Origin of the sequence: Curtobacterium sp. PhB137 (genome assembly GCF_003814955.1) — a bacterium.
In the GTDB taxonomy this organism is placed as follows: domain Bacteria; phylum Actinomycetota; class Actinomycetes; order Actinomycetales; family Microbacteriaceae; genus Curtobacterium.
Window position 1 is genome coordinate 121,558 of the sequence record NZ_RKQO01000008.1, and the last position, 19,483, is coordinate 141,040.

Here is a 19,483-nt window from a genome sequence, read left to right on the forward strand (position 1 = left end):
AGTACTCCTAGTGTGTTCGCGGGATCGGAGGGGTGGTCAGTCCTCGCCCATGGCGGCCCGGCGCGCGGCGTTCTGGCGGTCGAGCTGACCGCCCTTGACGAAGCAGAAGACCCACAGCGCCAGGAACACCACGGCGACCGCGAACATGAACGGTTCGATGAACCCGGTGGCGAGGATGGCCGCCTGCAGCAGCCACCCGAACCCTACACCGGCGGGGTTGCCGGTCAGACGTGAGGCCAGCGCCAGCACGACCATCGCACCGATGCCGCCGCCGAACGCCAGGGCCGGCGGCAGGGTCCCCTTGCCGAACACGACGAGCATCGGGAAGAAGAACATGATCGCCTCGAGCACGAGCGCGATCGACAGCAGGCTCTCCTGCGCCCCGCGGTCGCGTCGCGGCTTCCGGGTGCGCGGTGCGCGCCCCGGCCGGGAGGTGGGCCCACGCGAGCCGGTTCCAGACGACCGCGGAGCTTGCGGAGAGGTCGGCTGGCCGTGCTCGTGGGGACGTGGTGCGTTCGTCACTTCGTCTCGCCTTCCCGGTGGACCAGGTCCATGACCGCACCCACCATCACGATGGAGCCCGCGACGAGCACGAGGGCGTCCTCGGCGTCCGCCTCGTCCGCCAGGTCGCGTGCCTGCTGCAGCGCGGCGGCGAGCGACGGTTCGACGACGACACGGTCCGCGCCGACCTCGTCCACGACGACCTTCGCGAAGGCGTCCGCGTCGAGGGCACGCTCCCCCGGGGGCTGCGTGACGACGAAGGTCTCGACGGTGCCCTTCAGCGCGCGGACGAACCCGCGGGCGTCCTTGTCGCCGAGGATCCCGACGACGCCGACGACGTGCTCGGACGGGAACGCCACGGGCAGGGCCTCGGCCAGGGCCTTGGCACCGTGCGGGTTGTGCGCCGCGTCGACCACGACGGTCGGGTCGGTGGCGATCGGCTGGAGGCGACCGGGGCTGGTGGCACCGGCGAGGCCCTCGGACAGGACGTCCTCGTCGAGCGCCTGGGTGCCCCGACCGAGGAACGACTCGACCGCGGCGATCGCCACGGCCGCGTTGTGCGCCTGGTGCCGACCGAACAGCGGCAGGAACAGGTCATCGTAGCGGCCGGCGATCCCCTGCACGGTGATGAGCTGACCGCCCACCGCCGGCGTCACGTCCACGACGCTGAAACCGGTGCCCTCGACCGCGAGGGTCGACTCGGTGAGCTCGGCGGCACGCTCGAGTTCGACGAGTGCCTCGGGGACCTGCTCGCTCGACACCACGGCGGACGACGGCTTGATGATCCCGGACTTGGTCCGCGCGATCTCCGCCACCGTGCTGCCGAGCTGCTTCGCGTGGTCGATGGCGATCGGCGTGAACACCGCGACCTGGCTCTGCACGACGTTGGTGGAGTCCCACTCGCCGCCCATGCCGACCTCGATCACGGCGACGTCGACCGGCGCCTCGGCGAAGCACGCCAGGGCCAGGACGGTCAGTGCCTCGAAGAAGGTGAGCGGGAGCTCGCCCTTGGCGGTGAGCTCCTGGTCGGTCAGTTCGAGGACCGGGGCGATGTCGTCCCAGTTCTCGACGAGCCGGCTCGGCTCGATCGGCTGCCCGTCGATGACGATGCGCTCCCGGATCGACACCAGGTGCGGGCTCGTCATCAGGCCGGTGCGCAGACCGTGGGCACGGACGATGCTCTCGGTCGTGCGCGCGGTGGACGTCTTGCCGTTCGTGCCGGTGATGTGGATCACCGGGTACGCCAGGTGCGGGTCGCCGAGCAGCTCGACGGCGCGACGGGTCGCGGTCAGGCGGTGCTCGGGCGACTGTTCACCGATCCGGGCGTACAGGGCGGCCTCGACGCGCTTGACCTCGTCGTCGTCACCGCCGTACGGCACGGCCTCGACCGGGGCGTCTCCGGACGGCCCCACCGGGATCCGGATGCCGTCCTCGTCGTGCTGGTCGTGCTCGTCGTACTGGTCGTCGTCGCTCATGCGCGTGACACCTCCACGGTCACCTTCGCGCCGTCACCGACATCGGTGGTGGCGCCTGCCCCGAGGGGCACGATCTCGACGCTCGTCGCCAGGGTCTCCCCCGCGATGAGCTGCTGGTGGGTGCGCACCGACGCGTCGGCGGCCTCGTCGACCCCGAGGGTCAGGACGATGCGGTCGCTGACGTCCAGGTCGGCGTCGCGCCGGGCCTGCTGGACGGCACGGACGACGTCGCGGGCGAGCCCCTCGGCCTCGAGCTCGGGCGTGGTCACGGTGTCGAGCACCACGAAGCCGCCCTCGTCGAGGAACGCCACGGCGACCGACGGGTCGGCGACGGTGAGGTCGAGCGTGTACTCGCCCTCGACCAGGTCGACACCGCCGACGGTCACGCCGGACTCGGTCGCGGTCCAGTCACCCTTCTTCGCGGCCGGGATCACCTGCTGCACGGCCTTGCCGATGCGCGGGCCGGCGACGCGGGCGTTGACGGTCAGCTTCCGCTCGATGCCGTACTGCGCCAGGGATTCCTCGGCCTGCGCCTCGAGCACGACCCGCTTGACGTTCAGCTCGTCGCGCAGGATGTCGGCGAACGGTTCGACCGCCGCCGGGTCCGGCACCACGAGGGTGAGCGTGGCGAGCGGCAGCCGGACGCGCTTGCCGGTCGCCTTGCGGAGCGCGAGGCCCTTCGAGGCGACGTCGCGCACGCGGTCCATCGCCGCGACGAGGGCGTCGTCGGCGGGGAACTCGGCCGCGTCGGGGAAGTCCGTCAGGTGCACGCTCCGACCACCGGTCAGGCCCTTCCAGATCTCCTCGGTGACGAGCGGGGCGAGCGGGGCCGCGACGCGGGTCAGGGTCTCGAGCACCGTGTACAGGGTGTCGAAGGCCGCACGGGCGTCGTCCCCTGCCGCACCGTCGGCCCCGGTCCAGAACTTGTCGCGCGACCGGCGGACGTACCAGTTCGTCAGCACGTCGGCGAAGTCACGGACGGCCTGGGCAGCGAGCGGGGTGTCGAGCGCGTCGAGGTGCTGCTGCACGTCGGACACGAGCACCCGGGTCTTCGCGAGCAGGTACCGGTCGAGGACGTCGGTGCTGTCCGTTCGACGGGTGGCCTGGTACCCCGACTCCCCCGATGCGTTCGCGTAGAGGGTGAAGAAGTAGTACGTCGACCACAGCGGCAGCATGAACTCGCGGACGCCCTGGCGGATGCCCTCTTCGGTGACGACGAGGTTGCCGCCGCGGATCACCGACGAGGACATCAGGAACCAGCGCATGGCGTCTGCGCCGTCGCGGTCGAACACCTCGGAGACGTCCGGGTAGTTCCGGAGCGACTTCGACATCTTCTGGCCGTCCGAGCCGAGGACGATGCCGTGGCTGATGACGTTCTTGAAGGCCGGTCGGTCGAACAGCGCGGTGGACAGCACGTGCATGACGTAGAACCAGCCGCGGGTCTGCCCGATGTACTCGACGATGAAGTCGGCCGGGTTGTGCGACTCGAACCACTCCCGGTTCTCGAACGGGTAGTGCACCTGGGCGTACGGCATCGACCCGGAGTCGAACCAGACGTCGAACACGTCGGTGATCCGGCGCATCGTCGAGTTCCCCGTGGGGTCGTCGGGGTTCGGGCGGGTCAGGTCGTCGATGAACGGGCGGTGCAGGTCGACCTCGCCGTCGGCGTTCAGCGGCAGGCGGCCGAAGTCGCGCTCGATGTCCTCGAGCGAGCCGTACACGTCGGTGCGCGGGTACTCGGGGTCGTCGGACTGCCACACCGGGATCGGCGTGCCGAAGTAGCGGTTGCGCGACACCGACCAGTCGATGGCGTTGCCGACCCACTTGCCGAACTGGCCGTCCTTGACGTTCTCCGGCACCCAGTTGATGTCCTGGTTGAGCTCGCCCATGCGGTCGCGGAAGTCGGTGACCCGCACGAACCACGACGACACGGCCTTGTAGATGAGGGGCTTCCGGCACCGCCAGCAGTGCGGGTAGCTGTGCTCGTAGGACGCCTGGCGGAGCAGACGACCGGCGTCGCGGACGGCCTTGGTCAGCGGCTTGTTCGCGTCGGACCAGAGCATGCCGGCGACCTCGCCGAACTGCGAGGTGAAGACCCCGCCCTCGTCGAGGGAGAGCACCACGGGGATGCCGGCGGCGGCGCAGACCACCTGGTCGTCGGCACCGTAGGCCGGAGCCTGGTGCACGATGCCGGTACCCTCGCCGGTCTCGACGTAGTCGGCGACCAGGATGCGCCAGGCGTGCTCCATGCCCTCGGTCTCGGCGAGGAAGTCGAACAGGCGCTCGTACTCGACGCCGTCGAGCTCCGCACCCGTCAGGGTGCGGACGACCGCGGCAGCGGCGTCCTCGGCCGTCTCGTAGCCGAGGTCCTTCGCGTAGGCGGCCACGGTGTCCGAAGCCAACAGGTACGAGACGGAACCGGCGTCGGCGCCGTCAGCCGCGCCTCCCGGCCCCGCAGGGAGCACCACGTACGAGACCGCAGGCCCGACGGCCAGCGCGGCGTTCGTGGGCAGGGTCCAGGGGGTCGTCGTCCAGGCGAGCGCTCGCACGCCGGCCAGCCCGAGCGACTCGGCGCGCGCACCCTGCAGCGGGAACGACACCGTGACGGACTGGTCCTGGCGCATCTTGTAGACGTCGTCGTCCATGCGCAGCTCGTGGTTCGACAGCGGCGTCTGGTCGTTCCAGCAGTACGGCAGGACCCGGAAGCCCTCGTACGCCAGGCCCTTGTCCCAGAGCTGCTTCCACGCCCACAGCACGCTCTCCATGAACGTCGTGTCGAGCGTCTTGTAGTCGTCCTCGAAGTCGACCCAGCGCGCCTGGCGGGTGACGTACTGCTGCCACTCGTCGGTGTACTGCAGCACGGACTTCTTGGCGGCGGCGTTGAACACGTCGACGCCCATCTCGTCGATCTCGTGCTTCTCGGTGATGCCGAGCTGGCGCATCGCCTCGAGCTCGGCGGGCAGCCCGTGGGTGTCCCAGCCGAAGCGGCGATGCACCTGCTTGCCGCGCATCGTCTGGTAGCGCGGGAAGACGTCCTTCGCGTACCCGGTCAGCAGGTGACCGTAGTGCGGCAGGCCGTTCGCGAACGGCGGGCCGTCGTAGAAGGTCCACTCGTCGCAGCCCTGGCGCTGGTCGATGGACGCCTGGAACGTGCCGTCGCCCTTCCAGAAGGCGAGGATCCCCCGCTCGACGGCGGGGAAGGACGGCGAGGGGACGACGCCATCGGCATCGGCGTTCAACGGGTACGGCACCGGGACTCCTTGTGGGTTCGCTCGATCTCCACGAGGACGGAGCAGGCTCCGCGGTACCACCTCGCTTGCCACGCCGTGCTGTCCGCACGTCACGACCGCTCGTGTTCGGGTTCGGTGCGGCCCGGTCCGCCCGGTTCTACTGACGAGCCGCTCGCGCGGACCGCGTTCTTCCGGGAGCTCCCCGGTGATGGCCGGATCGACGCTCGTGTGACACGAGTTTAGCGGACGGGAGCATGCTGGAGGGATGCCCGACGACTCTGCCTCCGGCGAACGCCCGGAGTCCTCCCTCACCGTCATCATCGCCTTCGGCGCGAACCTGCTCGTCGCGATCGCAAAGACCATCGCGTCGCTCATCTCGGGTTCGGCCTCGATGGTGGCCGAGGCGGCGCACTCGTGGGCGGACACCGGCAACGAGATCTTCCTGCTCGTCGCCGAACGACGGGGCGCGCGGAAGCGCGACACCGCACACCCGCTCGGGTACGGACGCGAGACCTACATCTGGTCGATGTTCGCCGCGTTCGGGCTGTTCACCGCCGGCGCCATCGTGTCGATCTACCACGGCATCTCCGAGCTCGGCGAGACGGGTCCGGCCGAGGACGTCCTGCTCAACTACATCGTGCTCGCGCTGTCGTTCTGCCTCGAGGGCACGAGCTTCCTGCAGGCCTACCGCCAGGCGCACGGAGCGGCGACGAAGCGCAAGGTGCCGGTGCTGCGCCACGTGCTGCAGTCCTCGAACCCGACGCTGCGGGCCGTGTTCGCCGAGGACGCCGCTGCGCTCATCGGCCTCGTCGTCGCGTTCCTCGGGGTGTTCCTGCACCAGATCACCGGCCTGGCGATCTTCGACGCGATCGGGTCCATCGCGATCGGCCTGCTGCTCGGGGTCGTGGCGATCATCCTCATCGACCGCAACCGCCGCTTCCTGCTCGGCGAGAGCACGTCGCCCGAGCTCGAGAACGCCGTGCTCGTCGAGCTGCTCGGCCGCTCGCAGATCGAACGCGTCACCTACCTGCACCTGGAGTTCGTCGGACCGTCGCGGGTGTACCTCGTCGCCGCCGTCGACCTGACGGGCAACGAGAACGAGGAGCACGTCGCGGTGCGGTTGCGCGACGTCGAGAAGTCGCTCGAGGACAGCCCGTACATCGAGGAAGCCGTGCTGACGCTGAGCTACCCGGGCGACGCCTCGCTGCGGCCGACGAGCGACGAGGTGCCCGAGGTGGTGCGCGACGGGACGGCCTCGGACGTGGCCGCCGGCGGCGCCGGGACGCTGCGCACCGACTGACGCGCGGGCGCCCGTCGCCGGCGTCAGCGGGCGTCGAGGCCGGCGACCACCGGGGTCAGCGCCGCCGCGACGTACTCGACGAGCGGCCGGCGGGCCACCCCGTCGGCGACCCACACCCCGAACGCCGCAGCAGCCGCCCCGAGCACCGCGCCCGAGACCGTCTGCGGCCAGAGCGACCCCGGCTGCTCCCCCGTGCGCCCGGCCACGAAGGCGGCGACGGCCCCGTGCTGCGCCATCACCCGGACGGCGACCCCGGCGACGAGCTCGGAGCCGATGCCCATCACCTCGGCCTGCGCGACCGCCCACGGCACCCGCTCGGGGTCGTGGGCCCGGGCCGCGGCGAGCAGGGCCTGCTCCACCGCACGCACCGCGCTGGGTTCGGTCGAGGCCGCCAGGTACCCGGGCAGCCCCGCGACCGCGGCGTCGAGCTCGAGCCACATCACGTCCGACTTCGCCGTGAAGTAGTTGAAGAACGTCGCGCGACTGACCCCCGCACGCACGGCGATCTGGTCGACCGTGGTGCGTGCGTACCCCTGCTCGAGGAACAGCTCGGCAGCGGCGTCCGCGAGGACCTCGGCGCTCGAGCGTCGAGGGCGGCCACCGCGGCGGATCGGTTCGTCCATGTGCCCCAGTAAACCGCTAGACTCGTCCAGCCATGATCTTGGACTCAGTACAGAAAACCGTCGCCGCCGTCGCGAGCGCCACCGCCGTCGTCCTCGTCCTCGCGGGGTGCAGCGGCGCCGGGACGAGCACCACGAGCAGCAAGCCGATGAGCGGCGGGACCCTGACGTACGCCTCCGGCGACGCCGAGCCCACCTGCCTCGACCCGCACGTCGGCGGCAACTACCCGCAGGCGCTCCTGGCGACGCAGTACATCGAGGAGCTCGTCGGGCTCGAAGACGGCGAGCCGACGCCCGAGCTCGCGACGAAGTGGGCCACGAGCGACGACGGCAAGACCCTCACCTTCACGCTGCGCGACGACGTCACCTTCACCGACGGCACCCCGTTCGACGCCGCCGCCGTCGTGGCGAACATCGAGCACGTGCAGGACCCGGCCACCGCGTCGAGCACCGGGTACCTCGCGCTGCAGTCCATCACGAAGGCGACGGCCACCGACGACCACACCGTGACGCTCTCGCTGAGCCGTCCGGACAGCGCGCTGCTCGAGTCCTTCTCGCAGCCGTGGGTCGGCATGGAGTCCCCGAAGGCGCTCGAACGCAAGCAGGCGACGAACTGCGAGTCGCCCGTCGGCACCGGCCCGTTCGAGGTCACCGGATGGAAGCACGGCGACCGCGTCACCCTGACGAAGAACAGCGACCACTGGGGCACGACGAAGCCGCGCCTGTCCGGCATCACGTGGCGGTTCCTGCCCGACTCGACGTCGCGCTACGCGGCGCTGCAGTCCGGCCAGGTCGACGTCATCGACAACGCCCAGCCCGACCAGCTCAAGGCAGCGTCGGCGAAGGGCGCCATCCGCGACCTCGACGCCCCGCGCCCCGGTGCCTCGAACCGCCTCGAGCTGAACTCCGGCCACGGCGTGTTCCGTGACGAGGCCGTGCGGCAGGCGTTCATCGCGGGTGCCGAGATCGACCCCGGCCTGCAGTCGCTGTTCCTCGGCACCGCGAAGCGCTCGTACTCCGTGCTCTCGAGTGCCGAACCGCTGGCGTACTCGGAGAAGAGCCGGTTCGACTACTCGCCGTCGAAGGCGAAGCAGCTGCTCGACGACGCCGGCTGGAAGGTCGGGTCGGACGGCATCCGTGTCAAGGACGGCCAGCAGCTCACCGTGACGTTCCCGGTGTCGACGAACCAGTCGGTGCCGGCCGAGCGCAGCCTGTTCCAGCAGATCCAGGCGTCCGAGAAGGCCGTCGGGTTCAAGGTCGTGCTCGACGAACTCGACCTGTCCAGCTGGTACGCGGCCCTCGCGGCGAACGAGTACGACGTGGTCAGCGCCCCGTACACGAAGGTCGGCCCCGACGTCCTGCGCATCCTGTACGACAGCGCGAGCATCGAGCCGGCACCGTCCGGGTACTTCGCGAACCTCGCGCAGCTCGACGACCCCGCACTCGACACCCTGCTCGAGCAGGCGGCCCGCACCTCGGACGCCGACGAGCGCGCCGACCTGTACGAGCAGGCGCAGAAGACGATCCTGGCGAGCGACACCGTGCTGCCCCTCTACGACCAGCAGAACCACTTCCTGGTGCGCTCGGCCGTGCACGGCATCCAGACGACCTCGGTGTCCACGCCCTGGTTCGGCACGGCCTGGATCGACCGCTGACGCGGATGCCCTGGGTGTGGTGGGCCGTCCGACGGCTCGCGGGCGGGATCGGCGTGCTCTGGGCCGTCGCGACGATCGTGTTCGTCGCGATCCGGCTCATCCCCGGCGACCCCGCACTCGCGATCCTCGGTGGTCCGGGCTCGCAGGCCTCCGCCGAGGCCGTCGCCCAGGTCCGGCACGAGTACGGCCTCGACCAGCCGGTACTCGTGCAGTACGCGGTGTTCCTCGGACGCCTCGCCACCCTGCAGCTCGGTGACTCGTACGCCTTCCGCACCCCGGTCGCGACGCTGCTCGGCCAGCAGCTGCCCGTCACGCTCACCCTGGCGGTGGCCGGCCTGGTCGCCGCCTGGGTCCTGGCGATCCTCGCGGCCTGGTGGTCGACGCAGCGCGGTCGGTTCGCGGCCGGGCTGACGAGCGCGCTGAGCGTCACCGCGAGCGTGATGCCGCACTTCTGGCTCGGCAGCGTGCTCATCGTGGTGTTCGCGAGCGCCCTCGGTTGGGTGCCCGCGGTCAGCGACGGCACGGTGCGCGGCTGGGTGCTCCCGGTGCTGACGGTGGCCGTCCCGGTCGCCGGGTACCTGGCCGAGACCGTGCGCGACGGGGTCGTCGACGCGCAACGGTCCGCCTTCGCCCTCGCCGCGCGGGGCCGTGGCGAGACCCGACTCGGGCTGTTCGCCCGGCACCTGCTCCGCCACGCGGCGCTGCCCGGGATCGCCCTGTCCGCCTGGGCCTTCGGGTCCCTCGTGTCCGGCGCCGTCGTCGTCGAGTCCGTGTTCGCGCTGCCCGGCATCGGTCGCGCCCTGGTGACCGCGGTGACGCAGCGGGACATGCCGCTCGTCGCCGGCATCGCGCTGGTGTCCGCCGCTGCCTACGTCGTGGTGCTCGCGGTCGCGGACCTCGTCGAACGTGTCGTCGACCCGCGCACCGGCGCCCCGCGCACAGGACGCGCGCGTGCTCCGCGCGCCGCCCGACGCCGTGGAGCCGACCACGAGGCGGCCGCGCGGTGAGCGGCATCGCCGAGCCGAGCCTCCCGACCGACCGGTCCGCCGACGGACGCCCGGCAGCCGGACGCGGTCCCCGCGCCCTCGGCGTCCCCGGCGCCGTCGCGGGTGCCGTGGTCCTGCTCGCCGTCGTGGCGGCCGCGTGGCCGGCGCTGCTCGGCGGCGCCGACCCGCTCGCCGTGCACCCGTCGGAGGCGCTCCTCGCGCCGAGCGGCGCCCACCCGTTCGGCACCGACGAATCCGGACGCGACGTCCTGTCCCGGGTCGTCGCCGGCACGCGGGCCTCGCTCGTCGTCGGTGTCGCCGCGACCCTGATCGGCGGCGGGACCGGCGTCGTGCTCGGGGTCGTCGCCGGCCTCGGTGCCGGCGCCGGACGCGTCGGCCGACTGCTCGACGCCGTGATCGGCCGCGTCACCGAGGTCGCCTTCGCCCTGCCGCTGCTGCTCGTCGCCCTGGTGGTCATCGCCGTCACCGGCCCCGGCCCGGTCCCCGCCGTGCTCGCCGTCGGCTTCGCCACTGCCCCCGGCTACGCCCGCATCGTCCGTGGCCTGGTCCGCGCGGCCCGGTCGTCGCAGGTCGTCGAGACCGCCGTGCTGCTCGGCCGCTCCCCCGTCCGCATCGTGGTCCGGCACGTCCTGCCCACCGCACTCTGGCCCGTCGTCGCGGTCGCCACGCTCGGTGTCGGCCAGGCGATCGTCTGGGCCTCGGCGCTGAGCTACCTCGGCGTCGGGACACCGCCCCCGGCTCCGGAGTGGGGCGCGATGCTCGCCGACGGCCGGACCTACCTGCAGACCGCACCGTGGATGAGCACCTTCCCCGGCCTCGCCATCGTGGTGCTCGCGACCGCCGTCACCGTGCTCGGTCGCGCGATCCGCCGAACAGGAGTCGTCCGATGACCACCGTCCTCGAGGTCCAGGCGCTGCACGTCGCCATCGCGGGCACACCGATCGTGCACGACGTCGCGCTGCGGGTCGACGCCGGTGAGTGCGTCGCCCTGGTCGGCGCCTCCGGCTCCGGCAAGACCGTCACCGCCCGCGCCGCGCTCGGTCTGTCCGCGCCCGGCTCCGCCGTCCGCGCCGACGCCTTCACCGTCGCCGGCCTCGACGTCCGCGCGTTCTCCGATCGTCGGTGGCGCCAGGTGCGCGGGTCTCGGGTCGGCTACGTCGGCCAGGAGGCCCTGGGCGCGTTGGACCCGCTGCGTCCCGTCGGACGCGAGGTCGCCGACAGCCTCCGCCTGCACACCGAGTTGGGTGCGGCCGAGCGCGTGGACGCCGTGCGCGATGCCCTGCGGGCGGTGGGCCTCGACCCGGACATCGCGACCGACGGCCGACTCGCCGGCACGCTGTCGGGCGGGATGCGGCAGCGGGCCCTCATCGCCGCGGCCACCATCGGGTCGCCGGCGCTCGTGGTCGCCGACGAGCCCACGACCGCACTGGACGCCGGGGTCGCGGTCACCGTGATGGAGCAGCTGCGGGCGGCACAGCAGCGCGGGGCGGGGGTGCTCGTGATCACGCACGACCTCGGGCTCGTCGCGGGGTGGGCCGACCGGGTGGCCGTCATGCACGAGGGCCGGATCGTCGAGCAGGGTCCGGTCGCCTCGGTGTTGCAGGATCCGCAGCACGCCGCGACGCAGGCCCTGGTGCGCGCGGCCACTGGCGCTCGGTGCGAGGTTGATCACTCCGTGCGAGCTTCCGACGACGCACGGAGTGATCAACCTCGCACGGGGCGCGGCGGGAGGGCTGGCGGGAGGGCTGGCGTGCTCGTCGCCGCGGGCCTCGCGCGCGACTACGAGGGCGTCCGCGCCGTCGACGACGTGTCGTTCGGGCTCGACCGCGGGCGGGTGCTCGGGGTGATCGGCGCCTCGGGGTCGGGCAAGACCACCCTGGCGCGGATGCTCCTCGGGCTCGAGACGCCCGACGCCGGCACGGTCTCGCTCGACGGAGCCCCCTGGGTACCGCTCCCCGAACACGACCGACGACCCCGACGCCACCGGGTCGCGGCCGTCGTGCAGGACCCCGGCGCCACGTTCGACGAGCGGTGGTCGGTCGAGCGGGTCCTCGCCGACGCGTTCTCGCGGGGCGACGACCGCCGCGCCCGTGGTTCCCTCGCCGCCCGGGTGGACGCAGCCCTGCGACAGGTGGACCTCGACCCGGCGCTCCGGCCGCGGTCGCCGCTGACCCTGTCCGGTGGGCAACGGCAGCGACTCGCGATCGCCCGGGCACTCGCCACCGACCCCGAGGTGATCGTCCTCGACGAGCCGGTCACCGCCCTCGACGCCACCGTGCAGGACGCCGTGCTGACCCTGCTCGAGCGGCTCCGCGACGACACCGGCGTGGCGATGGTCTTCGTGTCGCACGACCTGCGGGCCGTTCGACGGATGGCCGACGACGTGCTGGTCGTGCACCGGGGCGCGGTCGTCGAGCACGGCCCCGCCGCGACGGTGTTCGCGCGCCCGGCGCACCCCGTGACCGCGCACCTGCTGCAGGCCGCGGAGCGGCTGGCGGCGGGCCCCGCAGCCGACTTCACGGGCTGAGCGACAGTTCGCGCGGTGCCGCGTCCGCGAACTGTCGCTGCGCGCGTGACGTCCCCCACGGCCCTGAACGTGACCGGAGGCCCGGCGCGCGTCCGTGGCGGACGTGCACCGGGCCTCCAGGGCGGGTGTGGCCGGGGTCAGGAGTCCGCGGACTCCTTCTTCGCCGCGTCACCCGAGATGATCGGGATCTCACTCGTCGCGAACTCCTTCGCCCAGTCGGACTGCGCGAACTCCGACGTCGGGTCGTTGTAGTCGTCGATCACGCCGGCGACCTCGTCCTCGGAACCGACCGTCGGGCCGGAGCCCATGAGCGGGGTGGCGGCGGTCTCCTTGGTGAAGTACACCGCGACGAGCCCGATGACAGCGGCCAGCATCAGGTAGAAGGCCGGGATGTCCTCGGCCCAGCCGTAGCCGGCGTCCTTCGCGGCGTTGATGAGCGCCGAGGTCGCGAGCGGGGTCGTGCCACCGAACAGCGACACCGAGACGTTGAACGCGATCGCGAGCGCGCCGTAGCGGATGATCGTCGGGAACAGCGCGGGCAGCGTCGACGGCATGGTCGAGGTGAACGTGACGAGCACGACACCGAGGATGAGCAGGCCGGAGAACACCCCGACGCCCGTGCCGGTCTGGACGAGCTTGAGGGCCGGCCAGGACAGCAGGATGAAGCCGATGCAGCCGGCGGCGAGCACCGGGCGACGACCGAACTTGTCGGACAGCCGGCCACCGAACGTGATGACGACCATCATGAGCAGCATCACGACGACGATCAGGATGAGGCCGAACGTGGCGTTCTGACCGAGGTTCTGCTCGAGGTAGGTCGGCATGTACGACAGCAGCATGTAGTCGGTCACGTTGAAGACCAGGACCAGGCCGATGCAGATGATGAGAGCGCGCCAGTTCTCGGCGAAGAGCTTGAGGAACGGGGTCTTCTGCCCCTCGCGCTCGGCGGCCTGCTCCTGCTGCTTCTGGAAGGCCGGGGTCTCCTCGAGCTTGAGACGCAGGTACAGCCCGATCAGTCCGAGCGGGCCCGCGATGATGAACGGGATGCGCCAGCCCCAGCTGAGCAGGGCGTCCTCGGACAGGCCGAACTGCAGGCCGGTGACGATCGACGCGCCGAGCACGTAGCCGGCCAGGGTGCCGAACTCGAGCCACGAGCCCATGAACCCACGGCGCTTGTCGGGCGAGTACTCGGCGATGAAGGTCGCGGCGCCGCCGTACTCACCGCCGGTCGAGAAGCCCTGCACGAAGCGGGCCACGAGCAGCAGGACCGGGGCCCAGAAGCCGATCGAGTCGTACGACGGGATCAGGCCGATCATCAGCGTGCCGGCGGCCATCAGGATCATCGTCAGCGCGAGGACCTTCTGCCGGCCGATCCGGTCGCCGATCGGACCGAAGACGGCGCCACCGATCGGTCGGACGATGAACGCCGCGGCGAAGAAGCCGAAGGTCGCGACGATGTTCGCGGCCGGGTCGCCCTGCGGCAGGAAGACCTGCGAGATCGTGACGGTCAGGTACGCGAAGATGCCGAAGTCGAACCACTCCATCGCGTTGCCGAGGGCGGCGGCCGCCACAGCGCGCTTGAGCAGCGACTCCTCGACGACGGTGACGTCGTCCTTCGTCAGGTTGCGCCGAGCGCGCTTCGCAGCGCCCTTCGTGCGCAGCGGTCGGTCGCCGTGCGGCAGCGGCCGATCGCCGTGCGGGTGGGGTGCGTCGTTCGGTGCCAAGTCGTTCCTCCGGTGTGCGGTGCGTCCTTCGGGCGTCCGGCGGACGGCAACGGTGCAGTTCCTGCGAACCCGCGCTCGCCGGACAAACTCCGACAGACTACCAGGTCTCCGGCGTGTCCGACAGGTCGGTGTGGTAATCGCCGCTCCGACGCGTCACCGATCGGAGCGGAGGAACACCGGGGCTGCCCGGACCCGCACCGACGCCGCACCGCGGACCACGGTCAGCCGGCTCGTCGCCCCGGTCGCCGAGACCAGCGAGGAGCCGCCCGGCACGCCGACCGACGTCGTGCGGACTCCCGACGTCGACCAGACGACGCGGACCACGTCCCCGCCCGAGCCGTACCTGACGATCCAGACCCCGCCCGTGCCGGCCCGTTCGACCGCCACGAACCGGCGATCACCGACGGTGCGCACGAGGACCGCGTAGGCCGCGGCAGCCCGCCGCGCCGTGTACCCACCGCTGGCGGAGCCGTACAGGCCGTACCCGGTCGGTGTCGACGCCGCGTCGTTCAGGGTGAACGGCACGACGAGCGTGGCACCGAGGTGCGCGGCGAGCGCTCCCCAGCGCACCAGCCAGGCGGACTGCACTGCGGGGGTGACGGTACCCGCCTGCCCCGGCGGACCGGCCTGCCAGCCGCCTTCGGTCCACCAGACCGGGACGGAGCGGTGTTGCGCCGTGAGGGCCGTCCGGAGCTCCCGCATCGCGGGCCCCAGAGTCGTCTCCGGCGGTCGTGTCCCGGTGTACGCGTGGACCGACACCGCGTCGACCGTCGCCGGACCACCTCCGGCGAGCCACTGCCGGAGCCACGGGTGCAGGCCGTCCGCCCCGAGCAGGCTCATGGCGGGACCCGCCACCACGGAGCCCGGCGCCGCAGCGTGGACGGCCGCGGACGCCGCCCGGGTCAGTGCGACGTAGCGTGCAGCACTGCTGGCCTCCGGCGCGACGGTGTTCGGCCACTCGTTCCAGATCTCGTACCCCGCCACGTCCGGGCCGAACGTCGCGGCGACGAACCCCGCGTACCGCGCGAACGCGGCGATGCCGGCGGCTGTGGTCGGACCACCACCGCCGTCGTGGTGGGGATTGCCGTAGTCGAGGACGATGAGCGGTCGGATCCCCGCCGCGCGGAGACGGTCGACGGACTTCCGGTACGACGCGGGCATGACGAGTTCGTCCCGGGCCTTCTCGACGCCCGTCCACCACAGGTCGACCCGAGCGGCCCCCACGCCGAGCCCCGCCGCGAGGGCCACCTTCGCGCCGTCCGCCGTGGTGTCGATGCCGGAACCGATCCCGAACCGAGCCGAACCGGTCGCGGCCGCGGCCGGCACCGGCGGGGACATCGGCAGGAGCAGCGCGGCCACACCGACGAAGGCGGTCGCGACTTTCTCGAAGGTATTCACGGATTGCACCCTACGAGCATTTCCTATCAATGCAAACAATTGCATTCGTGCGGCATTTGCGTATTTCCGCCGAAAGAATTCCCCATCCAGCATTCCCGCGGTCGACTCCGGGTCTCCGGCACCGGGTAACCTTGGGACACCACGCACCAGGCGTGGACAATCAGGCACCTCATCACGGACTCGGTGCCGCACACACGCACGGAAGGCGCAGCCATGACCAAGCCCATGCCCGAGAAGCCCAGCGTCGACGGACTCGAGCAGGTCTGGGGGCCGGTCTGGGAGCAGGACGGCACCTACCGCTTCGACCGTGACGCCGCCGGCCACCGCGACGCCGTCTACTCGATCGACACCCCGCCGCCGACCGCCTCCGGGTCGCTGCACATCGGGCACGTCTTCTCGTACACGCACACCGACCTCAAGGCGCGGTTCGAGCGCATGCGGGGCAAGCACGTCTTCTACCCGATGGGCTGGGACGACAACGGCCTGCCGACCGAGCGCCGCGTGCAGAACTACTACGGCGTCCGCTGCGACCCGACCCTCCCCTACGACCCCGACTTCACGCCGCCGTTCGAGGGCGGCGACGGCAAGTCGTCGAAGGCCGCCGACCAGCTGCCGATCTCGCGCCGCAACTTCATCGCGCTGTGCGACCAGCTCACGGTGCAGGACGAGCAGCAGTTCGAGGAGCTCTTCCGCACCCTCGGCCTGTCGGTGGACTGGACCCAGTCGTACCGCACCATCGACGACACCTCGCGGGCGAGCGCGCAGCGTGCCTTCCTCCGCAACCTCGAGCGCGGCGAGGCCTACCAGGCCGACGCCCCGACCCTGTGGGACGTCACGTTCCGCACCGCGGTCGCGCAGGCCGAGCTCGAGGACAAGGAGATGCCCGGCGCGTACCACGGCATCGCGTTCCACCGTGCGGACGGCGGCGACGACGTCGTGATCCAGACGACCCGTCCCGAGCTGCTGCCGGCGTGCGTCGCCCTCGTCGCGCACCCGGACGACGAGCGGTTCCAGGACCTGTTCGGCACCACGGTCCGCTCCCCCCTGTTCGACGTCGAGGTCCCGGTGCTCGCACACCACCTGGCGCAGAAGGACAAGGGTGCCGGCATCGCGATGGTCTGCACCTTCGGCGACACCACCGACGTGGTCTGGTGGCGCGAGCTGCAGCTACCGAACCGCGCGATCCTCGGCTTCGACGGCCGCGTCCGTTCCGACGAGCCCGCGTGGATCGAGTCGGCGAGCGGCAAAGCCCTCTACGCCGAGATGGCCGGCAAGACCGTGTTCTCGGCGAAGAAGGTCGTCGTGGACGCCCTGACCGAGTCCGGCGAGCTCGTCGGCGACGTCAAGACGATCAACCACCCGGTGAAGTTCTTCGAGAAGGGCGACAAGCCCCTCGAGATCGTCTCGACCCGCCAGTGGTACATCGTCAACGGCGCCCGCGACGAAGCCCTGAAGACGACGCTCCGCGCCCGCGGCGAGGAGATCGCGTTCCACCCCGACTTCATGCGCGTCCGCTACGACAACTGGGTCGGTGGCCTGTCCGGCGACTGGCTCATCTCGCGCCAGCGCTTCTTCGGCGTGCCGATCCCGGTCTGGTACCCGCTCGACGCCGACGGCAACCCGGTGTTCGACCAGCCGATCGTCCCGACCGAGGCGCAGCTGCCCGTCGACCCGTCGTCGGACCCGGCACCCGGCTACTCCGAGGACCAGCGCGGCGTGGCCGGCGGGTTCCAGGGCGAGCTCGACGTCATGGACACCTGGGCCACCTCGTCGCTCACCCCGCAGCTCGCGGGCAAGTGGGAGACCGACCCGGCGCTGTACGACCTGGTGTACCCGTACGACGTCCGCCCGCAGGCGCAGGACATCATCCGCACGTGGCTCTTCACGACGGTGCTCCGCAGCCAGCTCGAAGCGGACACCGTGCCGTGGAAGCACGCGAGCATCTCCGGCTTCATCGTCGACCCCGACCGCAAGAAGATGTCGAAGTCGAAGGGCAACGTCGTCACGCCGCTGTCGATCCTCGAGCAGCACGGTGCCGACGCGGTCCGCTACTGGGCGGCCTCGTCCAAGCTCGGCACCGATGCGGCGTTCGACCCGCAGAACCCGAAGCAGATCAAGGTCGGCCGTCGTCTGGCCATCAAGGTCCTGAACGCCGCCAAGTTCGTCTACGGCTTCCCGCTGCCCGAGGGCGCCACGAGCGTGACCGAGGCACTCGACGTCGACATGCTCGCCGAGCTCGGTGCGGTCGTCGAGCAGGCCACCGCCGCGTTCGACGGCTTCGACCACGCCCGCGCGCTCGAGATCACGGAGCGGTTCTTCTGGACCTTCTGCGACGACTACCTCGAGCTCGTGAAGGAGCGTGCCTACGGCACGGCGGCCGACGCGACGCACGAGACCCAGGCGAGCGCCGTCCTGGCGCTGCGCGGCGCGATCGACGTGCTGCTCCGACTGCTGGCACCGTTCCTCCCGTACGCGACGGAAGAGGTGTGGGCCTGGACCCACGAGACCAGCGTGCACCGGGCCTCCTGGCCGACCGCTGCTGACCTGCCCACCGACGCGGCCCCCACCGGGCTGCTCGCGGCCGTCGGACAGGCGCTCATCGGGATCCGCGGCGCGAAGACGTCGGCGAAGGCGTCCCAGAAGACGCCTGTCACGCGTGCCGTCGTCGCCGCGCCGACCGAGACGCGGGCGCTCATCGAGCGCGCGGCGGTCGACCTGGCGGCCGTCGGCCGCATCGAGAACCTGTCGTTCGTCGACGGCGACGAGCTCGCCGTCACCGAGATCGAGCTGGCGGAACAGCAGGCGTAACGTCGGTCGTCCGGGCCGGGTCGCGTCGGCGACCCGGCCCGTCCACCACCGGACAGGAGGCACGGATGCAGTTGGGCACACGATGGAGCGTGGGTGGGGAGCCGCCTGCGCGACTGCCCGAGGCGATGGTCGTCGCCGTGCGCGGGGTCGAGGACGAACTGGCGGCCGAGTCGGTCGACACGGGGACCTGGGGCTGGACCCTGACCTTCCTCGAGGGCAAGCCGATCGTCGAGCTCGACGACGGCACCTCGATCCACCTCGACGATGCCGGGCGCGCCCAGGTCACGAACCCCGACGACGCCGCGGAAGAGGACTGACGCGGGGCGCGTTCGCTCGGTGAGCAGAAATGGTCGGGTCCCCGGTGGGAACCCGACCATTTCTGCTCACGATGCGAGCGGCTACTCGGCGAGCCAGGTGAGCAGGACCTCGTTCACCTCGGCGGTGTGCGTGGTGAGCAGGCCGTGCGGGGCACCCTCGATCTCGACGTACTTCGCGGCCGGCAGGGCCTTGGTGAAGCGGCGACCGGTGGCGTCGATCGGCAGGATGTTGTCCGCCGTGCCGTGCACGATGAGCGCCGGGACGGTGACCTTGGGGATGTCCTGACGGAAGTCGGTCGGCCAGGTCAGCGGTGCTGCGGCGGACGCGATCGCACCCGAGCCGGCGGCGATGTTCCAGGCGTTGCGGACGGCCTCTTCCGAGATGCGCGAGCCGAGGTTCTCCGACAGGTTGAAGAAGTCCTGGTAGAAGTTCGTGAAGTACGCGTACCGGTCCTTCTTGACGTCGGCGGCGATGCCCTCGAAGAACGACATCGGGCCGGCGCCGTCGGGGTTGTCGTCGGTGATGGCCAGGAAGGGCTCGAGCGAGGCGAGGAACGCGACCTTCGCGATGCGGTCCTGTCCGTGGCGGCCGATGTAGCGGGCGATCTCGCCGGTGCCCATCGAGAAGCCGACCAGGATCACGTCGCGCAGGTCGAGGGTCTCGAGGACGGTGTGCAGGTCGTCGGCGAAGGTGTCGTAGTCGTAGCCGGTGCTCGGCTGTGAGGACTGCCCGAAGCCGCGGCGGTCGTACGTGATCACGCGGTAGCCGGCCTCGAGCAGGGCCGGGGTCTGACCCTCCCACGAGTTGCCGTCGAGGGGGAAGCCGTGGATCAGCACGATCGGCTGTCCGGTTCCCTTGTCCTCGTAGTGGAGTTCGATGTCGACGCTGTTCTCGGTTCCGACGGTGATGGCACCCATGAT

Annotated in this window: 14 protein-coding genes; 7 read left to right on the forward strand and 7 right to left on the reverse strand. The window is 71.4% G+C overall.

The genetic code is table 11. From position 1 onward, the window contains the following. Positions 1 to 36: 36 nt before the first annotated feature. Genes EDF28_RS19610 through ileS form a run of 3 tightly spaced genes read right to left on the reverse strand, consistent with a single transcriptional unit; the run spans position 37 to position 5,227 of the window. Complete coding sequence (locus EDF28_RS19610) at positions 37 to 522, reverse strand: DUF4233 domain-containing protein (RefSeq protein ID WP_123938846.1); 486 nt, start codon at positions 520 to 522, stop codon at positions 37 to 39. Beyond that, positions 519 to 1,976 (reverse strand): folylpolyglutamate synthase/dihydrofolate synthase family protein, encoded by a 1,458-nt coding sequence (locus tag EDF28_RS15030; protein WP_185094260.1) that lies wholly within the window; start codon positions 1,974 to 1,976, stop codon positions 519 to 521. Before EDF28_RS15030 ends, EDF28_RS19610 begins: the two co-directional genes overlap by 4 nt. After that, entirely contained in the window at positions 1,973 to 5,227 is a 3,255-nt protein-coding gene (gene ileS / locus EDF28_RS15035) for an isoleucine--tRNA ligase (RefSeq protein ID WP_123938847.1), read from the reverse strand. Before ileS ends, EDF28_RS15030 begins: the two co-directional genes overlap by 4 nt. A 244-nt stretch (positions 5,228 to 5,471) precedes the next feature. Here ileS and EDF28_RS15040 point away from each other — a divergent pair, with 244 nt between their 5' ends. Continuing rightward, the gene (locus EDF28_RS15040) at positions 5,472 to 6,506 is read left to right on the forward strand and encodes a cation diffusion facilitator family transporter (protein WP_123938848.1); all 1,035 of its coding nucleotides are present in this window, start codon (positions 5,472 to 5,474) and stop codon (positions 6,504 to 6,506) included. A gap of 23 nt (positions 6,507 to 6,529) precedes the next feature. Here the strand turns inward: EDF28_RS15040 and EDF28_RS15045 are convergent, their stop codons facing one another. Further along, complete coding sequence (locus EDF28_RS15045) at positions 6,530 to 7,129, reverse strand: TetR/AcrR family transcriptional regulator (RefSeq protein WP_123938849.1); 600 nt, start codon at positions 7,127 to 7,129, stop codon at positions 6,530 to 6,532. Between the two features lie 32 nt (positions 7,130 to 7,161). Between EDF28_RS15045 and EDF28_RS15050 the strand changes: the two genes are divergently transcribed. The 4 genes from EDF28_RS15050 to EDF28_RS15065 are packed head-to-tail and all read left to right on the forward strand — an operon-like array spanning position 7,162 to position 12,315. Further along, positions 7,162 to 8,781 (forward strand): ABC transporter substrate-binding protein, encoded by a 1,620-nt coding sequence (locus EDF28_RS15050; protein ID WP_123938850.1) that lies wholly within the window; start codon positions 7,162 to 7,164, stop codon positions 8,779 to 8,781. 5 nt (positions 8,782 to 8,786) lie between these two features. Next, positions 8,787 to 9,788, forward strand: coding sequence for an ABC transporter permease (locus EDF28_RS15055; RefSeq protein WP_260155039.1), 1,002 nt, complete (start codon positions 8,787 to 8,789; stop codon positions 9,786 to 9,788). Then, positions 9,785 to 10,678: an ABC transporter permease gene (locus tag EDF28_RS15060; protein WP_123938851.1), complete on the forward strand. Its 894-nt coding sequence runs from the start codon at positions 9,785 to 9,787 to the stop codon at positions 10,676 to 10,678. The genes EDF28_RS15055 and EDF28_RS15060 overlap by 4 nt, the downstream gene beginning before the upstream one ends. Continuing rightward, positions 10,675 to 12,315 (forward strand): ABC transporter ATP-binding protein, encoded by a 1,641-nt coding sequence (locus EDF28_RS15065; RefSeq protein ID WP_123938852.1) that lies wholly within the window; start codon positions 10,675 to 10,677, stop codon positions 12,313 to 12,315. The genes EDF28_RS15060 and EDF28_RS15065 overlap by 4 nt, the downstream gene beginning before the upstream one ends. Before the next feature lie 137 nt (positions 12,316 to 12,452). Here the strand turns inward: EDF28_RS15065 and proP are convergent, their stop codons facing one another. Both proP and EDF28_RS15075 read right to left on the reverse strand, forming a co-directional pair. Next, on the reverse strand, positions 12,453 to 14,039 hold the full coding sequence (gene proP / locus EDF28_RS15070) for a glycine betaine/L-proline transporter ProP (protein WP_260155040.1): 1,587 nt from the start codon (positions 14,037 to 14,039) through the stop codon (positions 12,453 to 12,455). A 153-nt stretch (positions 14,040 to 14,192) separates the two neighbouring features. Continuing rightward, positions 14,193 to 15,437 carry a hypothetical protein gene (locus EDF28_RS15075; RefSeq protein ID WP_123938853.1) on the reverse strand — a complete coding sequence of 415 codons (1,245 nt, stop codon included), beginning with the start codon at positions 15,435 to 15,437 and terminating at the stop codon, positions 14,193 to 14,195. Positions 15,438 to 15,650: 213 nt separating this feature from the next. Between EDF28_RS15075 and valS the strand changes: the two genes are divergently transcribed. Both valS and EDF28_RS15085 read left to right on the forward strand, forming a co-directional pair. After that, positions 15,651 to 18,245 carry a valine--tRNA ligase gene (gene valS, locus EDF28_RS15080; RefSeq protein ID WP_260155041.1) on the forward strand — a complete coding sequence of 865 codons (2,595 nt, stop codon included), beginning with the start codon at positions 15,651 to 15,653 and terminating at the stop codon, positions 18,243 to 18,245. A 65-nt stretch (positions 18,246 to 18,310) separates the two neighbouring features. Next, positions 18,311 to 18,562: a hypothetical protein gene (locus EDF28_RS15085; RefSeq protein ID WP_123938854.1), complete on the forward strand. Its 252-nt coding sequence runs from the start codon at positions 18,311 to 18,313 to the stop codon at positions 18,560 to 18,562. Positions 18,563 to 18,643: 81 nt separating this feature from the next. On the opposite strand, the gene EDF28_RS15090 is transcribed toward EDF28_RS15085, so the two are convergent. Then, complete coding sequence (locus tag EDF28_RS15090; protein ID WP_123938855.1) at positions 18,644 to 19,480, reverse strand: alpha/beta fold hydrolase; 837 nt, start codon at positions 19,478 to 19,480, stop codon at positions 18,644 to 18,646. Positions 19,481 to 19,483 lie beyond the last annotated feature (3 nt).